This is a genomic window from Streptomyces sp. NPDC107562, from assembly GCF_055657325.1.
In genome coordinates, this window is sequence record NZ_JBVKBE010000002.1 from 573909 (window position 1) to 588603 (window position 14695).

General features: G+C 72.3%; 15 protein-coding genes. 6 read left to right on the forward strand and 9 right to left on the reverse strand.

Going from position 1 to position 14695, the window contains the following annotated elements; translation table 11 throughout:
* Positions 1-31: 31 nt before the first annotated feature.
* A complete protein-coding gene (locus tag ACZ7LV_RS08420; protein WP_471937051.1) occupies positions 32-1069 on the forward strand; it encodes a Gfo/Idh/MocA family protein in 1038 nt (345 codons plus the stop codon).
* Here ACZ7LV_RS08420 and ACZ7LV_RS08425 read toward each other — a convergent pair.
* On the reverse strand, positions 1056-2696 hold the full coding sequence (locus tag ACZ7LV_RS08425; RefSeq protein ID WP_471937053.1) for an alkaline phosphatase D family protein: 1641 nt from the start codon (positions 2694-2696) through the stop codon (positions 1056-1058). The genes ACZ7LV_RS08420 and ACZ7LV_RS08425 overlap by 14 nt on opposite strands.
* Before the next feature lie 142 nt (positions 2697-2838).
* On the opposite strand from ACZ7LV_RS08425, the gene ACZ7LV_RS08430 reads away from it, so the two are divergent.
* Positions 2839-3612, forward strand: a complete 774-nt coding sequence (locus ACZ7LV_RS08430; protein WP_471937056.1) for an SDR family oxidoreductase — start codon at positions 2839-2841, stop codon at positions 3610-3612.
* 257 nt (positions 3613-3869) lie between these two features.
* Here ACZ7LV_RS08430 and ACZ7LV_RS08435 read toward each other — a convergent pair whose 3' ends face one another.
* Together ACZ7LV_RS08435 and ACZ7LV_RS08440 are read right to left on the reverse strand one after the other, a co-directional pair.
* Positions 3870-4856 (reverse strand): aldo/keto reductase, encoded by a 987-nt coding sequence (locus ACZ7LV_RS08435; RefSeq protein ID WP_471937059.1) that lies wholly within the window; start codon positions 4854-4856, stop codon positions 3870-3872.
* 307 nt (positions 4857-5163) lie between these two features.
* Positions 5164-5490 carry a nuclear transport factor 2 family protein gene (locus ACZ7LV_RS08440; protein ID WP_471937061.1) on the reverse strand — a complete coding sequence of 109 codons (327 nt, stop codon included), beginning with the start codon at positions 5488-5490 and terminating at the stop codon, positions 5164-5166.
* Between the two features lie 117 nt (positions 5491-5607).
* Between ACZ7LV_RS08440 and ACZ7LV_RS08445 the strand changes: the two genes are divergently transcribed.
* The gene (locus ACZ7LV_RS08445) at positions 5608-6156 is read left to right on the forward strand and encodes a DoxX family protein (protein ID WP_471937063.1); all 549 of its coding nucleotides are present in this window, start codon (positions 5608-5610) and stop codon (positions 6154-6156) included.
* Positions 6157-6170: 14 nt separating this feature from the next.
* Here ACZ7LV_RS08445 and ACZ7LV_RS08450 read toward each other — a convergent pair whose 3' ends face one another.
* Positions 6171-6821 (reverse strand): response regulator, encoded by a 651-nt coding sequence (locus ACZ7LV_RS08450; protein WP_471937787.1) that lies wholly within the window; start codon positions 6819-6821, stop codon positions 6171-6173.
* Positions 6822-6850: 29 nt separating this feature from the next.
* The gene (locus tag ACZ7LV_RS08455; protein WP_471937066.1) at positions 6851-8074 is read right to left on the reverse strand and encodes a sensor histidine kinase; all 1224 of its coding nucleotides are present in this window, start codon (positions 8072-8074) and stop codon (positions 6851-6853) included.
* Positions 8075-8220: 146 nt separating this feature from the next.
* On the opposite strand from ACZ7LV_RS08455, the gene ACZ7LV_RS08460 reads away from it, so the two are divergent.
* Both ACZ7LV_RS08460 and ACZ7LV_RS08465 read left to right on the forward strand, forming a co-directional pair.
* On the forward strand, positions 8221-8787 hold the full coding sequence (locus ACZ7LV_RS08460; protein WP_471937068.1) for a YceI family protein: 567 nt from the start codon (positions 8221-8223) through the stop codon (positions 8785-8787).
* Positions 8788-8946: 159 nt separating this feature from the next.
* Positions 8947-9414: an Asp23/Gls24 family envelope stress response protein gene (locus ACZ7LV_RS08465; protein ID WP_471937071.1), complete on the forward strand. Its 468-nt coding sequence runs from the start codon at positions 8947-8949 to the stop codon at positions 9412-9414.
* A 19-nt stretch (positions 9415-9433) separates the two neighbouring features.
* On the opposite strand, the gene ACZ7LV_RS08470 is transcribed toward ACZ7LV_RS08465, so the two are convergent.
* Complete coding sequence (locus ACZ7LV_RS08470) at positions 9434-9784, reverse strand: hypothetical protein (protein WP_471937074.1); 351 nt, start codon at positions 9782-9784, stop codon at positions 9434-9436.
* Positions 9785-9898: 114 nt separating this feature from the next.
* Positions 9899-10312 carry an SRPBCC family protein gene (locus ACZ7LV_RS08475; RefSeq protein ID WP_471937076.1) on the reverse strand — a complete coding sequence of 138 codons (414 nt, stop codon included), beginning with the start codon at positions 10310-10312 and terminating at the stop codon, positions 9899-9901.
* A 167-nt stretch (positions 10313-10479) separates the two neighbouring features.
* Between ACZ7LV_RS08475 and ACZ7LV_RS08480 the strand changes: the two genes are divergently transcribed.
* Entirely contained in the window at positions 10480-10971 is a 492-nt protein-coding gene (locus tag ACZ7LV_RS08480; RefSeq protein WP_471937079.1) for an NUDIX hydrolase, read from the forward strand.
* Between the two features lie 38 nt (positions 10972-11009).
* Here ACZ7LV_RS08480 and ACZ7LV_RS08485 read toward each other — a convergent pair whose 3' ends face one another.
* Positions 11010-13208 carry a DEAD/DEAH box helicase gene (locus tag ACZ7LV_RS08485; RefSeq protein WP_471937081.1) on the reverse strand — a complete coding sequence of 733 codons (2199 nt, stop codon included), beginning with the start codon at positions 13206-13208 and terminating at the stop codon, positions 11010-11012.
* A complete protein-coding gene (gene brxD / locus ACZ7LV_RS08490; protein ID WP_471937083.1) occupies positions 13208-14557 on the reverse strand; it encodes a BREX system ATP-binding protein BrxD in 1350 nt (449 codons plus the stop codon). Before brxD ends, ACZ7LV_RS08485 begins: the two co-directional genes overlap by 1 nt.
* Positions 14558-14695: the final 138 nt, after the last annotated feature.

Consider the following 14695-nt stretch of genomic DNA (forward strand, 5'->3'; position numbering starts at 1 on the left):
GAGAACGCACGAGAACGAGGGCGGGGCGGCAATGAGCACGGACGGCGTGCGGTGGGGAATCCTGGCGACGGGCGGGATCGCGGCGGCTTTCACGGCGGATCTGGTGGATCTGCCGGACGCCGAGGTGGTGGCGGTGGCGTCACGGACCACGGAGTCGGCGAAGGGGTTCGCGGAGCGGTTCGGGATCGCCCGGGCCTACGGGGACTGGGAGGCGCTGGCGCACGACGCGGACGTGGACGTGGTGTACGTCGCCACTCCGCACGCGGCGCACCGGACGGCCGCCGGTCTGTGTCTGGCGGCGGGGCGGAACGTGCTGCTGGAGAAGCCGTTCACGCTGAACGTGCGCGAGGCCGGGGAGCTGGTCGCGCTGGCGCGCGAGCGGGAGCGCTTCCTGATGGAGGCGATGTGGATGTACTGCAGTCCGCTGGTGCGGCGCCTGAAGGCGCTGGTGGACGACGGGGCGATCGGTGAAGTGCGCAGCGTGCAGGCGGACTTCGGGCTGTCCGGGCCGTTCCCGCCCTCGCACCGGCTGCGGGACCCGCGGCAGGGCGGGGGTGCGCTGCTGGACCTCGGGGTGTACCCGGTCTCGTTCGCGCATCTGCTGCTCGGTGAGCCGACGGACATCGCGGCGAGAGCAGTGCTCTCCGACGAGGGCGTCGATCTCCAGACGGGTGCGATGCTCTCCTGGGAGAGCGGTGCTCTCGCCTCGGTGCACTGCTCCATCGTCGGCGGTACCCCCGTGACGGCCTCGGTCACCGGCAGCCAGGGCCGCATCGACCTCCCGCACGGCTTCTTCAACCCGGACCGCTTCGTCCTGCACCGCGACGGCCGGGACCCCGAGGAGTTCGTCCACGACCCGGCCTCCGGCGCCGCGCACAACAGCCTCAAGCACGAGGCCCGCGAGGTGATGCGGGCCCTGCGGGCCGGCGAGACCGAGTCCCCCCTGGTCCCGCTCGACGGCACCCTCGCCGTGATGCGGACGCTCGACGCGATCCGGGACCGCATCGGCGTCCGCTACCCGGGCGAGGCCCCCGAGACGGACCCCACGGCGGAACTCACACCTGCCTGAGCCCTTGCTCCCCCACCTCCGTGACGAAGGACGCGGCCGTCGTGACCGGCGCCCCCGGCGTGGTCACGTACGGCACCGTCCGGAAGTCGGCCCGGGCCTGCTCGCGGCCCAGGGCGACCGTCACGTAGCCGCGTCGGCCGTTGTAGAACCGCATGTGCGGGTTGGCGGTCATGTACGTGTCCCAGTTGGCCGGCTTGTCGGCGCCGTCCCGGCCGCTGGCTATCGAGGTGGCGACGATCTCGGTGCCCAGCGTGCGCGAGGCCGGGTCGTCGAAGTCCTCCTTGATGTCGAAGGCGTAGCCGACGTGCACGTCACCGGTGAGGACCATCAGGTTGTCGACGCCGGCCGCCCGCGCGCCCTCCAGCACCCGGCGCCGCGAGGCGCGGTAGCCGTCCCAGGCGTCCATCGACACCCGCGAGGGCTCGGTCAGGTCGAACTTCCGCTGGGAGAAGGTGACCTGCTGCGGCACCACGTTCCACAGCGCCCGTGAGCGGCGCCAGCCGTCGAGCAGCCAGCGCTCCTGGGTGGCGCCGGTCATGGTGCGCGCCGGGTCGTCGACCTCGGGTCCCGGCACGTCGGAGCCGTCGCCGTAAGCCTGGTCGGAGCGGTACTGCCGGGTGTCCAGCACGTCGAACTGGGCGAGCCGGCCCCACTGCAGCCGCCGGTAGAGCTGCATGTCCGGGCCCTCGGGCCGCTGGGGCAGACGCAGCGGCTGGTTCTCCCAGTAGGCGCGGTAGGCGGAGGCGCGGCGCAGCAGGAACTCCTCCGGCGGGACGGAGTTCTCGGGGGTGTCGCCGGCGTAGTTGTTCTCGGTCTCGTGGTCGTCCCAGGTGACGACGAAGGGGTGCGCGGCGTGGGCGGCGCGCAGGTCGGGGTCGGACTTGTAGAGGGCGTACCGCAGTCGGTAGTCCTCCAGCGTCACGGTCTCCCGGTTGAACAGGTCGGGCAGGGTCCGGTCGGTGTAGTTGCGCTGGCCGCCCACCGCGCTCACGGCGTACTCGTACAGGTAGTCGCCGAGGTGGAAGACCACGTCGACGTCGTCCTGCGCGAGATGGCCGTAGGCCGTGAAGTAGCCGTCGTGGTACGCCTGGCAGGAGACCGCGGCGAGGGTGAGCCCGGACACGCGGTCGAAGGGCGCGGGCGCGGTGCGGGTGCGGCCGGCCGGGCTGATCCAGCGGCCGACCCGGAAGCGGTAGTGGTAGAGGCGGCCGGGCTCCAGGTGGCCCACCTCGACGTGCACGGTGTGGTGGAACTCCGGGTGGGCGGTGGCGGTGCCGCGTCTGACGGTGCGCCGGAAGTGCTCGTCGCGGGCGACTTCCCAGTGCACGGTGACGCGTTCGGCGGGCAGACCGCTGTCGGCCTGGAAGGGGACGGGGGCCAGCCGGGTCCACAGCAGGACCGAGGTGGGCTGGGGGTCGCCGGAGGCGACGCCGAGGGTGAACGGGTCGTCCGTGAGGCGCGCGGCGTCGAGTTCGGCGGCGCCGGCGACGCCCGCGGTGGGCAGGTTGACCGCGAAGGCCAGCGCGGCGGCCGCGCCGGTGGTGGTGAGGAAGCGGCGGCGGCCGATATGGCGTGCGGCGGCGCGTAGTTCGGGGGCGTGCTGGGGCTGACGAGCTGCGGGTGTCATCCGGTTCTCCCCTGACGATCCTGCGAATGCGTGCAGGTCGCATTCGAGTGGCCCGGGACGACAAACGCTTGGCGCGTACACAACACTCGCATGGCGGACTCATGAGTTCCGGATGGCGGACCGTCTCCTACGCTTCAGGGCTATGAATGCCAAGCAAACTGCCGAACGGCAGTCCAGGATCGCGGTCGTGACCGGTGCGGGCTCCGGGGTCGGCCGCGCGGTCACGGTGGAACTGCTGCGCGCCGGCTGGTCGGTCGCGCTGGCCGGCCGCCGGGAGGAGACGCTCCGGGAGACGGCGGCGCTGGTGCCCGAGGGCGCCTCGCTCGTCGCCCGCACCGACGTGGCACAGGAGGAGGACGTGACCGCGCTGTTCGCGGCGACCGTCGCACACTTCGGGCGGGTGGACCTGCTCTTCAACAACGCGGGCACGTTCGGGCCCGGCGGGGTGCCGGTCGAGGACCTCGCGTACAGCGCGTGGCGGCACGTGGTGGACACCAACCTCAACGGCGCGTTCCTGTGCGCGCGGGCGGCGTACCGGCAGATGAAGGAGCAGGACCCGCAGGGCGGCCGGATCATCAACAACGGTTCGATCTCGGCCCACGCGCCCCGCCCGCGCTCGGCCGCCTACACGGCCACCAAGCACGCGCTGACCGGCCTGACCAAGGCGCTGTCGCTGGACGGGCGGCCGTACCGGATCGCGGTCGGGCAGATCGACATCGGCAACGCGGCGACCGACATGACGAAGGCCATGGAGCACGGCGCCCCGCAGGCCAGCGGCGAGGTGGCGCCGGAACCGGTGATGGACGTCGCCGACGTGGCGCGCACGGTGGCGCACATGGCGGAGCTGCCACTGGAGGCGAACGTGCAGTTCGCGACGGTGCTGGCGACGACGATGCCGTACATCGGACGTGGGTGAACGGTCAACCTGCACAAACGGAGTTTTGACTTCCGCCCCATCGTGGCCGGTGGGGAGCTTATGATCGACCCTCCTCCACAGGAACTTCACACAAGGGCTTCACACTTGGAGCGTCAAGCTCCCGCCGGCCACATCTCAGGGGGGAGGGCGGCAGCCGTTCCACGGCGACCGGAGGGGGGACCCCGCGAGGGACCGCGGGGTTCGGACCGGTCGACCCTGGGACGGCTGCCGCTTTCACGAAGCCCGCGGCCCGGCGTTCACCGGCCGAGGACGGCGTCGATCTCCGCCGTCTGACGTGCGGTGAGCGGACCCTTGACCAGCGCACCCGCGTTCTCCTCGGCCTGCGCGACCGTACGGAAGCCGGGGATCGGCACCGTGTGGGAAGCACGCGCCCAGATCCACGCGAGCGCGCCCTGCGCGAGCGTGCGGCCGCCGCTGGTCAGGATCTGCCGCAGGGCGTCGACCTGGCGCGTCCACCGCGGATCGGCGCCGCTGCCGACCGCGAAGCCGGGCAGCCAGGCGGGCGGCGCGCTGCGGATGTCCCCCGCTTCGAGGGGCTGCCCTGCGGCGCGCTTGCCAGTCAGCAGTCCCATCGCCAGCGGACTGCGGTTGATGCCGGCCAGTCCCGACTCCGCGCACAGCGCGAGCATCTCGGGCGCGTCCTGGAGGACGTTGAGGCGGTGCTGCACGGCGACACAGTGCGCGCCCTCGGCGAAGACCGCGGCGCGGGCGGGGTCGTCGGTGCTCCAGCCGTAGGCCCGGATGAGCCCTTCCCGTACGAACTCCTCGCACGCCTCACGGAGTTCGGCCGCCCGGTCCGGGTCCGCGTCGGACAGGTGCAGCTGGTACAGGTCGACGTGGTCGGTCCCGAGGCGCCGCAGGGAGGCGGTCAGCGCGCGGCGCGCGTACGCCGGGGAGTCGTCGGTGCCCGTGAGGGTGCGGGTGTCCGCGTCGAAGACGTTGCCCCATTTGGTGGCGACGACGACGTCGGCGCGGCGCTTGCCGAGGGCGCGGCCGAGGACGCGCTCGCTGTGGCCGGCGCCATAGGTGTCGGCGGTGTCGAAGAAGGTGACGCCGAGGTCGAGGGCGCGGTGGATCGCCCGTACGGACTCCTCGTCGTCGACCTTGCCCCAGCCGAGCGGCTGCCCGGCGGTGTCCTGCCACTCACCGCCGACGGCCCAGCAGCCGAAGCCGAGCGCGCTGATCCCGATGCCGCCGCGTCCGAGTGTTCTGGTGTTCTCCATGCCTCAGGAGGCTAGGAGTTGGAGCGCGCTTCAGCACAAGGGATGCCCTGCGGGCGGGGGCCTGGGAAGGGGCGAGTGCTCGGGGTGGGCGCAGCCCCACACGGGCGCAGCCCCACGCGGGCGCAGCCCCACGCGGGCGCAGCGCCGCGCCTCCAAGGCGCCCGGCGCGAAACGAAGTGCCTCGCGGCGGAAAGCCCCGCTGAGGGAGAGCCCGACGCAAGAGGACCCCGACCCGGGTCGCGGCGCGCCGCGCGGCGGGAAGCCCGGCGCGCGGCGGGAAGCCCCGCGTACAGCCAGGGGGCTCGGTTCAGGCCTGCCCGGTCTCGAAACGGCTGATCCTGCCGTCGTCGTCGACGCTGAAGGACCACCGCGTGCGCATCTCGCCCCAGGTGTCGTTGCGGTAGCGGGCGATGAGGGAGCGGCCGCCGTTGGACTCGTTGTCGACGTCCATATGGCCGTGGGAGGAGAAGATCTCCCGGTCGATCCAGTCGTCGAGGTCACGGTCCGTGCCGTCGTCGGCCATGGTGGCGCCGGGCGCGAGGAGGGACAGGAAGGCCTGGCGGTCATGGGCGTTGACGGCGGAGACGAAGGCACGCACCGCCGGGTCGCTCAGCTTGGCCGTCTGAATCGTCATGCCAGCCACCCTCACACCGCCCCGGGCGGCCCGCCACCCGAACGGCTGCCCGGGAGGGCCGGGCGGGTGGCGGCCTGCGACGGTGGACGGGAGTCCACTTCTGCACCGGGAGACATCGTGACGTGCTACGACCGACGTGATCTGGGTCTGCTCCTGCTCCGGCTGGGCACCGGCGGAGTCCTGGCCGCCCACGGCGCGCAGAAGCTGTTCGGCTGGTTCGGCGGCGCCGGGATCGAGGGCACCGGGCAGTTCATGGAGTCCGTCGGATACCGGCCCGGCAAGCTGAGCGCCACGGCCTCGGGGCTCGCGGAGTGGGGCGGCGGGACCCTGCTGGCGCTGGGACTGGCCACCCCGGCGGCGGGCGCGGCCGCGGCCGGCGGCATGACGGGTGCCTGCGCGCTGCACATGCCGAACGGCTTCTTCAACGCGGAGGGCGGCTTCGAGCACCCCGCGACCCTCGGCATGGTGGCGGCCGGCCTCGCCGTCGCGGGCCCCGGCCGCCTCTCCCTCGACCACCTCCTCGGCGACCGGCTGAACCGCGGCTGGATGGTCCCGGCCGCCCTCGGTGTGGTGGCGGCCGGTGCGGCGGTGGTCGTCGGGACGCGGAACAAGCGGCTGCGGCAGGAGGCCCAACCGGACGGCCAGGAGGTGCTGTTCGAGGAGTAGCGCGGGCGGTCCTGCTAGGCGTCGACGATCCCCGCGTCGTGGGCGATCAGTCCCGCCTGGGTGCGGTTGACGCAGCCCAGCTTGTCGAGCGTGCGCGAGACGTAGCCCTTGACCGTGGCCTCGGAGAGGTGGAGCCGGGCCGCGATCCGCGCGTTGGGCAGCCCTTCGCCCAGGCCCGCGAGGACCTGCCTCTCGCGCTCGGTGAGGGAGGCGACCAGTTCCCGGGCGCGGTCGCGCGCCGAGAGGGAGTCCGTGGAGGCGGCGACGAGCCGGCGGGCGGCGGAGGGCGACAGGACGGTGTGGCCGCGCGCGGCCGTGCGGACGAGGCCGATCAGCTCCTCCGGCGGGGTGGACTTGACCAGGAAGCCGGTCGCCCCGGCCCGCAGCGCGCGCAGCACGTACCGGTCGGCGTCGAAGGTCGTCAGCACGATGATGTGGGGCGGGTCCGGAAGCCTGTTGATGTGTTCGATCGCGGTGAGGCCGTCCATGCCGGGCATGCGCAGGTCCATCAGGACGACGTCCGGGCCGCTGCGGCGGACCGCCTCGACGCCCGCGGCCCCGTCGTACGCCTCGTCGACCACCTCGACGTCCGCGGCGGACCCGAGGATGGTCCGCAGGAACCGGCACACCATCGGCTCGTCGTCGACGACCACCACACGCACCACGGGAGCCGGGGGGACCACGGGGACCACGCTCACACCACCGACTCCGCGGTCGGGACGTACGAGGGCAGCGTCGCCTCGACGCCGAACCCGCCGTCGGGGCGGGGCCCGGCGCGCAGCGTGCCGTGCAACAGCTCGATGCGTCGGCGCAGATGGGCGATGCCGAGGCCCGAGCCGGTGCCGGTCAGCGCGGCGCCGGGCCGGCCGCTCGGCGCCGTGTTGTGGACGGTGAGCCGCACCCGCGTCTCGTCGTACTCCACCCGCACGGTCACCGCGGCCCCGGGCGCGTGCTTGCGCACGTTGGTCAAGGCCTCCCGCAGCACCCGGTAGGCGGTGCGGCCGACGACCGGGGAGGCGAGCGCCGGGTCGCCCGACTCGATCAGCTCGGTCGGCGTCCCGACGGCGACCGACTCGGCGACCAGGTCGGGGAAGCCCGCCACGGAAGGCGTGCGGTCGCCGTCGGGCGCGGCGCGCAGGATGCCGACCAGGTCCCGCAGTTCGTCGAGCGCCTGGCAGCCGGCCGCGCGCAGGTCCTCCGCCGCCCGCCGGGTCGGCTCGTCGGGCGCGGTCACCCGCAGCGCCCCGGCCTGGAGCACCATCAGGCTCACCCGGTGGGTGACCACGTCGTGCATCTCGGCGGCGAGCCGGGCGCGTTCCTCGGCGCGGGCCCGCTCGGCCAGCAGATGGCGTTCCCGTTCGGCCCGCTCGGCGCGTTCGACGAGTGCGCGGACCATCCGGCGCCGGGCGTCGAAGTACAGCGCCAGCAGCGGCCCGATCGCGGTGCGCAGCAGCCCGATCGTCATGACCGTGACGGACGGCTCCCAGGGCCTCGCCACGACGAGTGTGAGGGCGGCCAGTGCCGTGTACGCCGCCGCCCTGCGCTCGCGCCGGTGGAAGAGCGGGCCGTAGGCGGCGAGCACCGTGGAGTGGGGTGCCCACACGTTGCCGTCGTGGGCGGGGGTGAGCAGGTCCGCGGGGGCGATCAGCAGCGTCACCGCCAGGGTGAACGTGCCGAGCGCGGCGACGACGGCGAGCGGGGCGGTACGGCGGAAGACGAGCGAGGCGCAGGCGAGTGCCTGCGCCCCCAGCACGGTCCAGGCGAGCGTGTCCGGCCGCTCCGGCCACCAGCCGCCGCCCGCCAGGGTCACCCCGGTGTCGGTCAGCACGAAGGCGACCGCGATCGCCACGTCCACGGCGACCCGGTGCCGGCGACGCCACGGCCCGAACCTCTTCCCGTCCACGGTGGGGCAGTCCACCGCGGCCCCCTCCCCGTGCCCGCGGCCACGCAAACGCGTCGTCCCGCGCAACCCTACGAAAGTCGTGCGCGGTCCCGCCGTCCGTCGCCCCCGAAGCCGACCGCCCGCCCTGCCGCTCCCCACGGTCCTTGCCCTGCAATGGAGTTATGGACACGACGGACACGACAGACACCACGGACGGCGGCGACCTCGCCCCGGTCCCCCGCCTCGGCCGGTACACGATCGACGCCGGCCGTTCCTCCCTCACCTTCCGCACCCGGCATCTCCTCGGCCTCCTGCCGGTGCGCGGCAGCTTCGCGATCCGCGGCGGCACGGTCGACGTCGCCGAGCCGCTCGCCGAGTCCCGGGTGCGCGCCGAGATCGACGCGGCGGGCTTCCGCACCGGCAACCCGCTGCGGGACGACGCCGTCCGGTCGGCCCGTTTCCTGGACACGGCACGCCACCCCGTGATCACGTTCGTCTCCGGCCACGTGGACCCCGCCGTGCTCTCCGGGCAGCTCACCGTGGGCGCGGTGACCGGGCCGCTGCGGCTGTCGGTCGTCCGCGTGCGGACCTCCGGCGACGCGTTCACCGTGCGGGCCACCACCACGGTCGACCGCACCGAGTTCGGCGTCACCGGCTCCCGGCTGATGACCGGACGCCTGCTGGAGCTCACGCTGGACGTCACCTGCGTCCGGGCCGACCCGAACGGCCCAGCGCGCGCCGGGGGTTGACCGGCCGCGCGCCGTCAGCCCGTCCTCGCCGCGTGGTCGCGCCCGCCGCCTGCGGTGGCGAGCCGGGAGGGCCCGGGGCACGCTGGGAAGCAGGTATGAGCGTGGCGGCGGGCCTCCTGTGCGGCGGGTCCGTGCGCGCCCGGAGGAGGCGGGTCGGACATGACGGAGACGACCGGTGCGGCGGTGCGCACCAGCGAAACCGGCGCGAACGCGCGCGGCGGCGGGACCGTCGCCGCCGGCAGCCGGGGCAGGACCACCATCGCGGACGACGTCGTGGCGAAGATCGCCGGGATGGCGGCGCGCGAGGTGCCCGGCATCCACGCCCTCGGCGGCGGCCTGGCCCGCACCATGGGCGCGGTGCGCGAGCGGGTCCCCGGCCGGCGGGCGGGCGTCACCAGCGGCGTCAAGGTCGAGGTCGGTGAGCGGCAGAGCGCCGTCGACCTCGATGTCGTCGTGGAGTACGGCCTGTCCATCACCGAGATCGCCGCCGACGTCCGTGAGAACGTCATCGCCTCGATCGAGCGGATGACGGGCCTGGAGGTCGTCGAGGTCAACATCGCCGTCGACGACGTGCACCTCCCCGACGAGGAGGACGAGGAGGAGCCCGCGGCGGGACGGGTGCGCTAGCCGTCCCTGGCGGCGGCCCTCAGACGAGCCGGCCTCGCAGTCCGCAGACCCAGGCCAGGGCGCCGTAGACACCGCGGAAGTAGTCGCGGTTGCCCACCTGGGCGGTGGGGTCCTCCAGCCGTACGACGGTGGCGTCGACCTCGGCCGTCAGCAGCTGAAGGTCCGGCACGTCGCGGACGCCCACACCGGTGATCGGCGAACGGGCCGTGCGCCCCAGCGCCCACTCCAGGGCCACCGCCTCGCCGGCGGAGAACTGCGCGCTGCCGCCGCCCTGCCGGGCCACCAGCCCGCTGAGCGCCGAGTCGACCTCACCGTACGTCCGGATGCCGATCCGCTGCTCCGACCGCGTCCTTCCGGCCACCCGCTCCATGGCATCCTCCTCATCCGTAGCCGTGCCCGTCACTCGCGTCTTCTCTGCGTCTTCTCTGCGTCTTCCCGAAGTCCGGCCGGTCGAACACGGGCGTGGACGGGCCTCCTCGGCGGATCAGCCCGCCGGGTGATCGACGCGCAGCCGCACCTGCTCCTCCAGCCGCCGCAGGCTGGCGTCCAGGGCGTCGCCCACGGCCGCCTCGCCCGGGTCGTGGCTGTCGTCGAAGAACGACAGGTGCACGGTCACCTCGTTGGCCCCGGCACCGATCCCGGCGACCTGGAGCCAGCCGGCGTAGCTCCCTTGCTCGCGGGTGCCCCATTCGAGCCGCATCTGTTCCCGCCGGGCCTGGAGCAGGGCGGCGGTGTCCTCGTCGGTGCGGTCCTCGTGCACAGTGACGGCAGGCAGGTCCTCCGCCCGCACATGCAGCTCGGCCGGCATCCAACTGTCCAGCCGCCCCACGTCGGCTGCTTCCTCAAACACCTGCTCGGGCTGGGCGGGCATGGTGCGGGAGCGTTCGTACTCGGTCATGGCGTACCGTCCCTCGGCGCGGTTCTCGTACGACGGAACTCGCCGGGTACCCATCGGTCCCGCCACCGAATCGGATCACCAGGTCACCGATGGCCCTCTCACCCGTTAGTCCGGACAGGACCACCGGGAGGGCGGAAGCACATGATCAGCACGACCAGGGGGCGCGAGTGACCGAGGTACTCCCCCGCGAGGAATGGATCAGGACCCAGCCGCAGGCGCTCATCGCCGCGTGCGTCCTGCTCTTCGACCACACCGGCCGCATCCTGCTCCTGCGCTACGCCCCCACCCAGCCGGCGGCCGGCGTGTGGTGGCTACCCGGCGGCATGCTCGACCACGGCGAGGACCCCCTGACCGCCGCACACCGCGAAACCCACGAGGAAACCGGCATCACCCTCCCCACGCCACCCACCCTGATCGGCATCGACCACCGCGCGAACGTGGGCGGCACGGGCCCGGTCCTGGACTGCTACTTCCACGGCGGCACGGTCCCCCCGGGCACCCCCATCACCCTGAGCCCCGAACACGACGCCCACACCTTCACACCCCCCGAGTCCCTGCCCCTGCACCTTCCCCCCACCGCCGTCCACACCCTGACGGCCCTCCGCACGGCCGCGGCGACGGGCACGGTCATCTGCATGAAAGAGGGAACCCCGAAGTGACACGAGCGGGAAGTACCGTTCCCTGCGGCCTCATCGCTTCAGTACCCTCTCTGAAAGCGCGTCAACTCACCGAGCACTGAGCGAGCGCTGTCGAAGTCGGCCAAGCGGGCTGCCACCGTGGCTACGGCGAGGCGCTCCGGGAGTGCGGCAGAGAACTTCAGGCCGCGTACTGCCCGGCGGTCCACGTCGGGCAGTACGAGGTTCTCGCCTACGTTCTCGCGGGCGCCGCGCCAAGCGGCGGGCGTGAGGTCTTCACGCAGGCGCAACCAGCTATCGGTGGGCCGTTGCAGGGGGTCGGTGACCGACCGGAGGGTAGCTGCCAGGGTGGCATTGGCACGGTAGCCGGCCCAGGTCCACCACCGGACGTCGGCGCCGACGCGCGTGATCAACGTGCCGCCCGGATGGACGGTGTCGGGTGCGTCAGTCTCACGCATTTCGGCCAGGCAAGCCTCTGCCCGCCGGGTGAGGGAGACGGGCGGGTCTGTGCCGAGCAGCACCTCACGCATGGCACGCGTCAGGGCGTACGACAGTCCGGCGACTCCGCCGTTCATCCACTTGGCGATTCCGCCGCCGTCGGCCGGCTCGACGAAGACGCGCTTGCGCAGCCAGTCGATGTAGGTGACCTGCCAGCTGCGTCCACCGAGCAGCAACCGCCTGGGGCCGGGGCGTTCCTCCGTCAGCACGCTCGGGTCGGTGCGGCCGATCTCCGTCCGTCCAGAGAGGACGGTGAACTGCGGAGGTGCGGTGAAGGAAGCCGTGAGTTCGATGAAGTGCCTTCTACCGAAGCGGCGTTCTGCTTCCGGACCGACGAACAGCATTCCGCCGTCGCTGTCGAGGAAGCCCTCCTCGGTGAGGAAACGCAGGATGGGAGCGGCGGACTTGTCGAAATGTGCCAGACCGTTCCACTGCCGGTCCCACAACTGATCGCCGAGCTTGTGCTGTTGCAGGGTGACCGCGAGCAGCTGTTGGGCCACTAGGTGTCGCGGCTCGGGCGGGGGGACAACTGGTTCCACCCAGCCCCGCGACCACAGCAGCAACAAGCCTGCTGCCTGCAGCAGGGTGTTCTTATGGGTGGTGAGGAACAGACAGTTCCTCACGGTCCCGGAACGGCGACCCGTACGGCCGATGCGCTGCAGGAACGAGGCGACTGAGGCCGGTGAGTCGATCTGGATGACGCGGTCGAGATCTCCGACGTCGATACCGAGTTCCAGGGTCGACGTGGAGACGATGACGCAGTCGCGCGCCTCGGCGAACGCCTGCTCGGAACGGACGCGTTCGTCGACGGAGAGCGAGGCGTGGGACAGGAAGACAGTCACCTCGCGCGCGCGGAACGCCGCGCCCAGCTCCTCGACCTGGCGGCGCGAGTCGCAGAAGACGAGCCGCTTCTCACCTCTGTGCAGCGCCGCGATGAGCTTGGCCGCGTTGTCGAGGGAGCCGACGTAGTCGAGTTCCACTTCGCCCGCAGGTCTGCTGGGCGGCTCGGGACATGCTTTCCCGGCGAGTCCGCCGGCATCCACGGTCGGCAGGTGCACTCCTGGGGCTACCACCTGACCGGTGCGGTTGCCGACGCCCGCGCCCTGCAGCCAGTGCAGCAATTCGGCCGGGTTGCCCACGGTCGCCGAGAGCCCGACGCGCTGAATGGGCCGTCCGGTGACCCGCTCCAGCCGTTCGAGCACGGCGAGCAGGTGCCATCCCCGGTCGTCCCCGGCGAACGCGTGCACCTCGTCGACGACGACAGCCCGCACACTCCCCATCAGGCGGGTGTGGTCGGTCTTGACGCCGATCAGCATCGCTTCGAGCGACTCGGGCGTGGTCAAAAGGATGTCCGGCGCCTCTGCCCGGATGCGCTGCCGTTGCGATTCCTTGGTGTCACCGTGCCAGAGCGCGGCGCGCCGCCCCAGCCACTGGGCGTAGGAGTCGACGCGGACGACCAGGTTGTTGAGAAGCGCCTTGAGCGGACACAGATACAGCACGGAAGTGCCGGTCCACCGTTGCTCGGCCATCGCCGACAGCAGGGGGAAGCAGGCCGCCTCGGTCTTGCCGCCCGCCGTCGGCGCCAGCAGTACGGCATCCTGACCCTCCATGAGCGGCGTGATCGACGCCCGCTGCAGCGGGCGCAGATCGGGCCAGCCGAGGGTGTTGACGATGTGATGCAGCACGACGGGGTCGAGTCGGTCCAGTACGTCGGCGTCCTGGTCACCCGGCTGCTTCTCGTCCGGGAGTCCCGTGTCCGCCATCAGAGCTCCAGGTCGATGTCGTCGGCCGACGCGGAGTCACCGGAGACCGTGGCGGCCAGATTCCGCTCCACATCGGTGAGTTCGTGGTCGGCGACGGTGAGCCGGTAGTGCTGTCGGGGGTCGAATTCGTCGAATTGGTCCACCCGGTCGAGCACGTCCCCGACGAGTTTCTTCAGGAACAGCCGGGGGGCGACTCCGACCTTGCCGCCCAGCGCCCCGCCGACGGCCACTGCAAGGTCGGCGACATACACGTCGTCGACGACCTTGCGCACACGCTCGGGCATCTCCGCAGCATCGGCGTACAGGTCACGGATGGTGAGGCCGAGTCCGACCAGGGACTCCTGATCGAAGCCGGGGAGCCTGATCTGCACGGCGCGCGGGTTGTCGAAGCGCGGATCAGTGGTGAAGTCGGTGGCCAAACGCTGAGCAAGCGGGGCCAGACGCTGCACCCCTTGCTGGCCGTCGTAGAAGGCAGGGGTCCCTGTGATGACCAGGTAGAGGCCGGGAAAGCGGCCCGAGTGCACCTCGTCGATGAGCTGACGAAGGGCGTTGAGCGCCTTGTCGCGGGCGTCGGAGCGGACCCGCTGGAGCGTCTCCACCTCGTCCAGAACGACGAAGAGCCCGTTGTGCCCGGAGTCGCGCAGCACGGTGAGCAGGCCCTGCAGGAAGCCGAGCGCCCCGAAGTGGTCGAGGTCCCCGCGCACCCCGGCGGACCTGCGGGCGGAGGCGGCGACGTGCGGCTGGCCGCCGAGCCACGCCAGCACCGCGGCGGCGGTCGCCTCGTCGCCGTCGGCGAGGGCGGCACGGTAGCCGCGCAGCGCGGTGGCGAAGGAAGGAGCGTGCCGGGAGACCTCGGCGAGCCGTGCGACGAGCAGCTTCTCCACTTCGCCGGGCAGCTCCTCCTCGGTCGCGCCGGCCGCGAGGGCGTCCTCCTCCAAGGCGTAGAACCAGGCGTCCACGACGGGCCGCAGCGCGCTGGGCGGAAAGCTCGAGGTGGCGAGGCGTTCGGTGAGCCGCCGGTAGACGGTCTCCAGCTTGTGGAGCGGTGTCTCATTCTCGGAGATCTGAATCTCGGCCACCGCGAAGTTCCGGCGTTTGGCTCGTTCCCCGAGCCAACGCGTGAAGAACGTCTTGCCGGACCCGTACTCACCTCGCACGGCCTTGAACACGGACCCGCCGGACTCGACGGCGTCCAGCTCGGCGTCGAGGGCCGCCTCGAACCGGTCGAGTCCCGTGGCGAGCAGATCGAGCCCGCTCTCGGGTACCGCCCCGCGGCGCAGGGCGTCGACGACGGTACGACGGCGGGCCGCGCTGACCTGCGCGGGGCGCCTGGATCCGATGGTGCTCACGAAAACAGTCTTTCACTCTCCGGGCATAGACGTACGAGAGCGGTGCGTTCCGGGCGGACACAACGGTCACCCACGGCAGCTGCCGCGCGACGCCCCAGTTCCGCGAACCGGTTGACGGTTGGCGGAATGCGCTGCTGA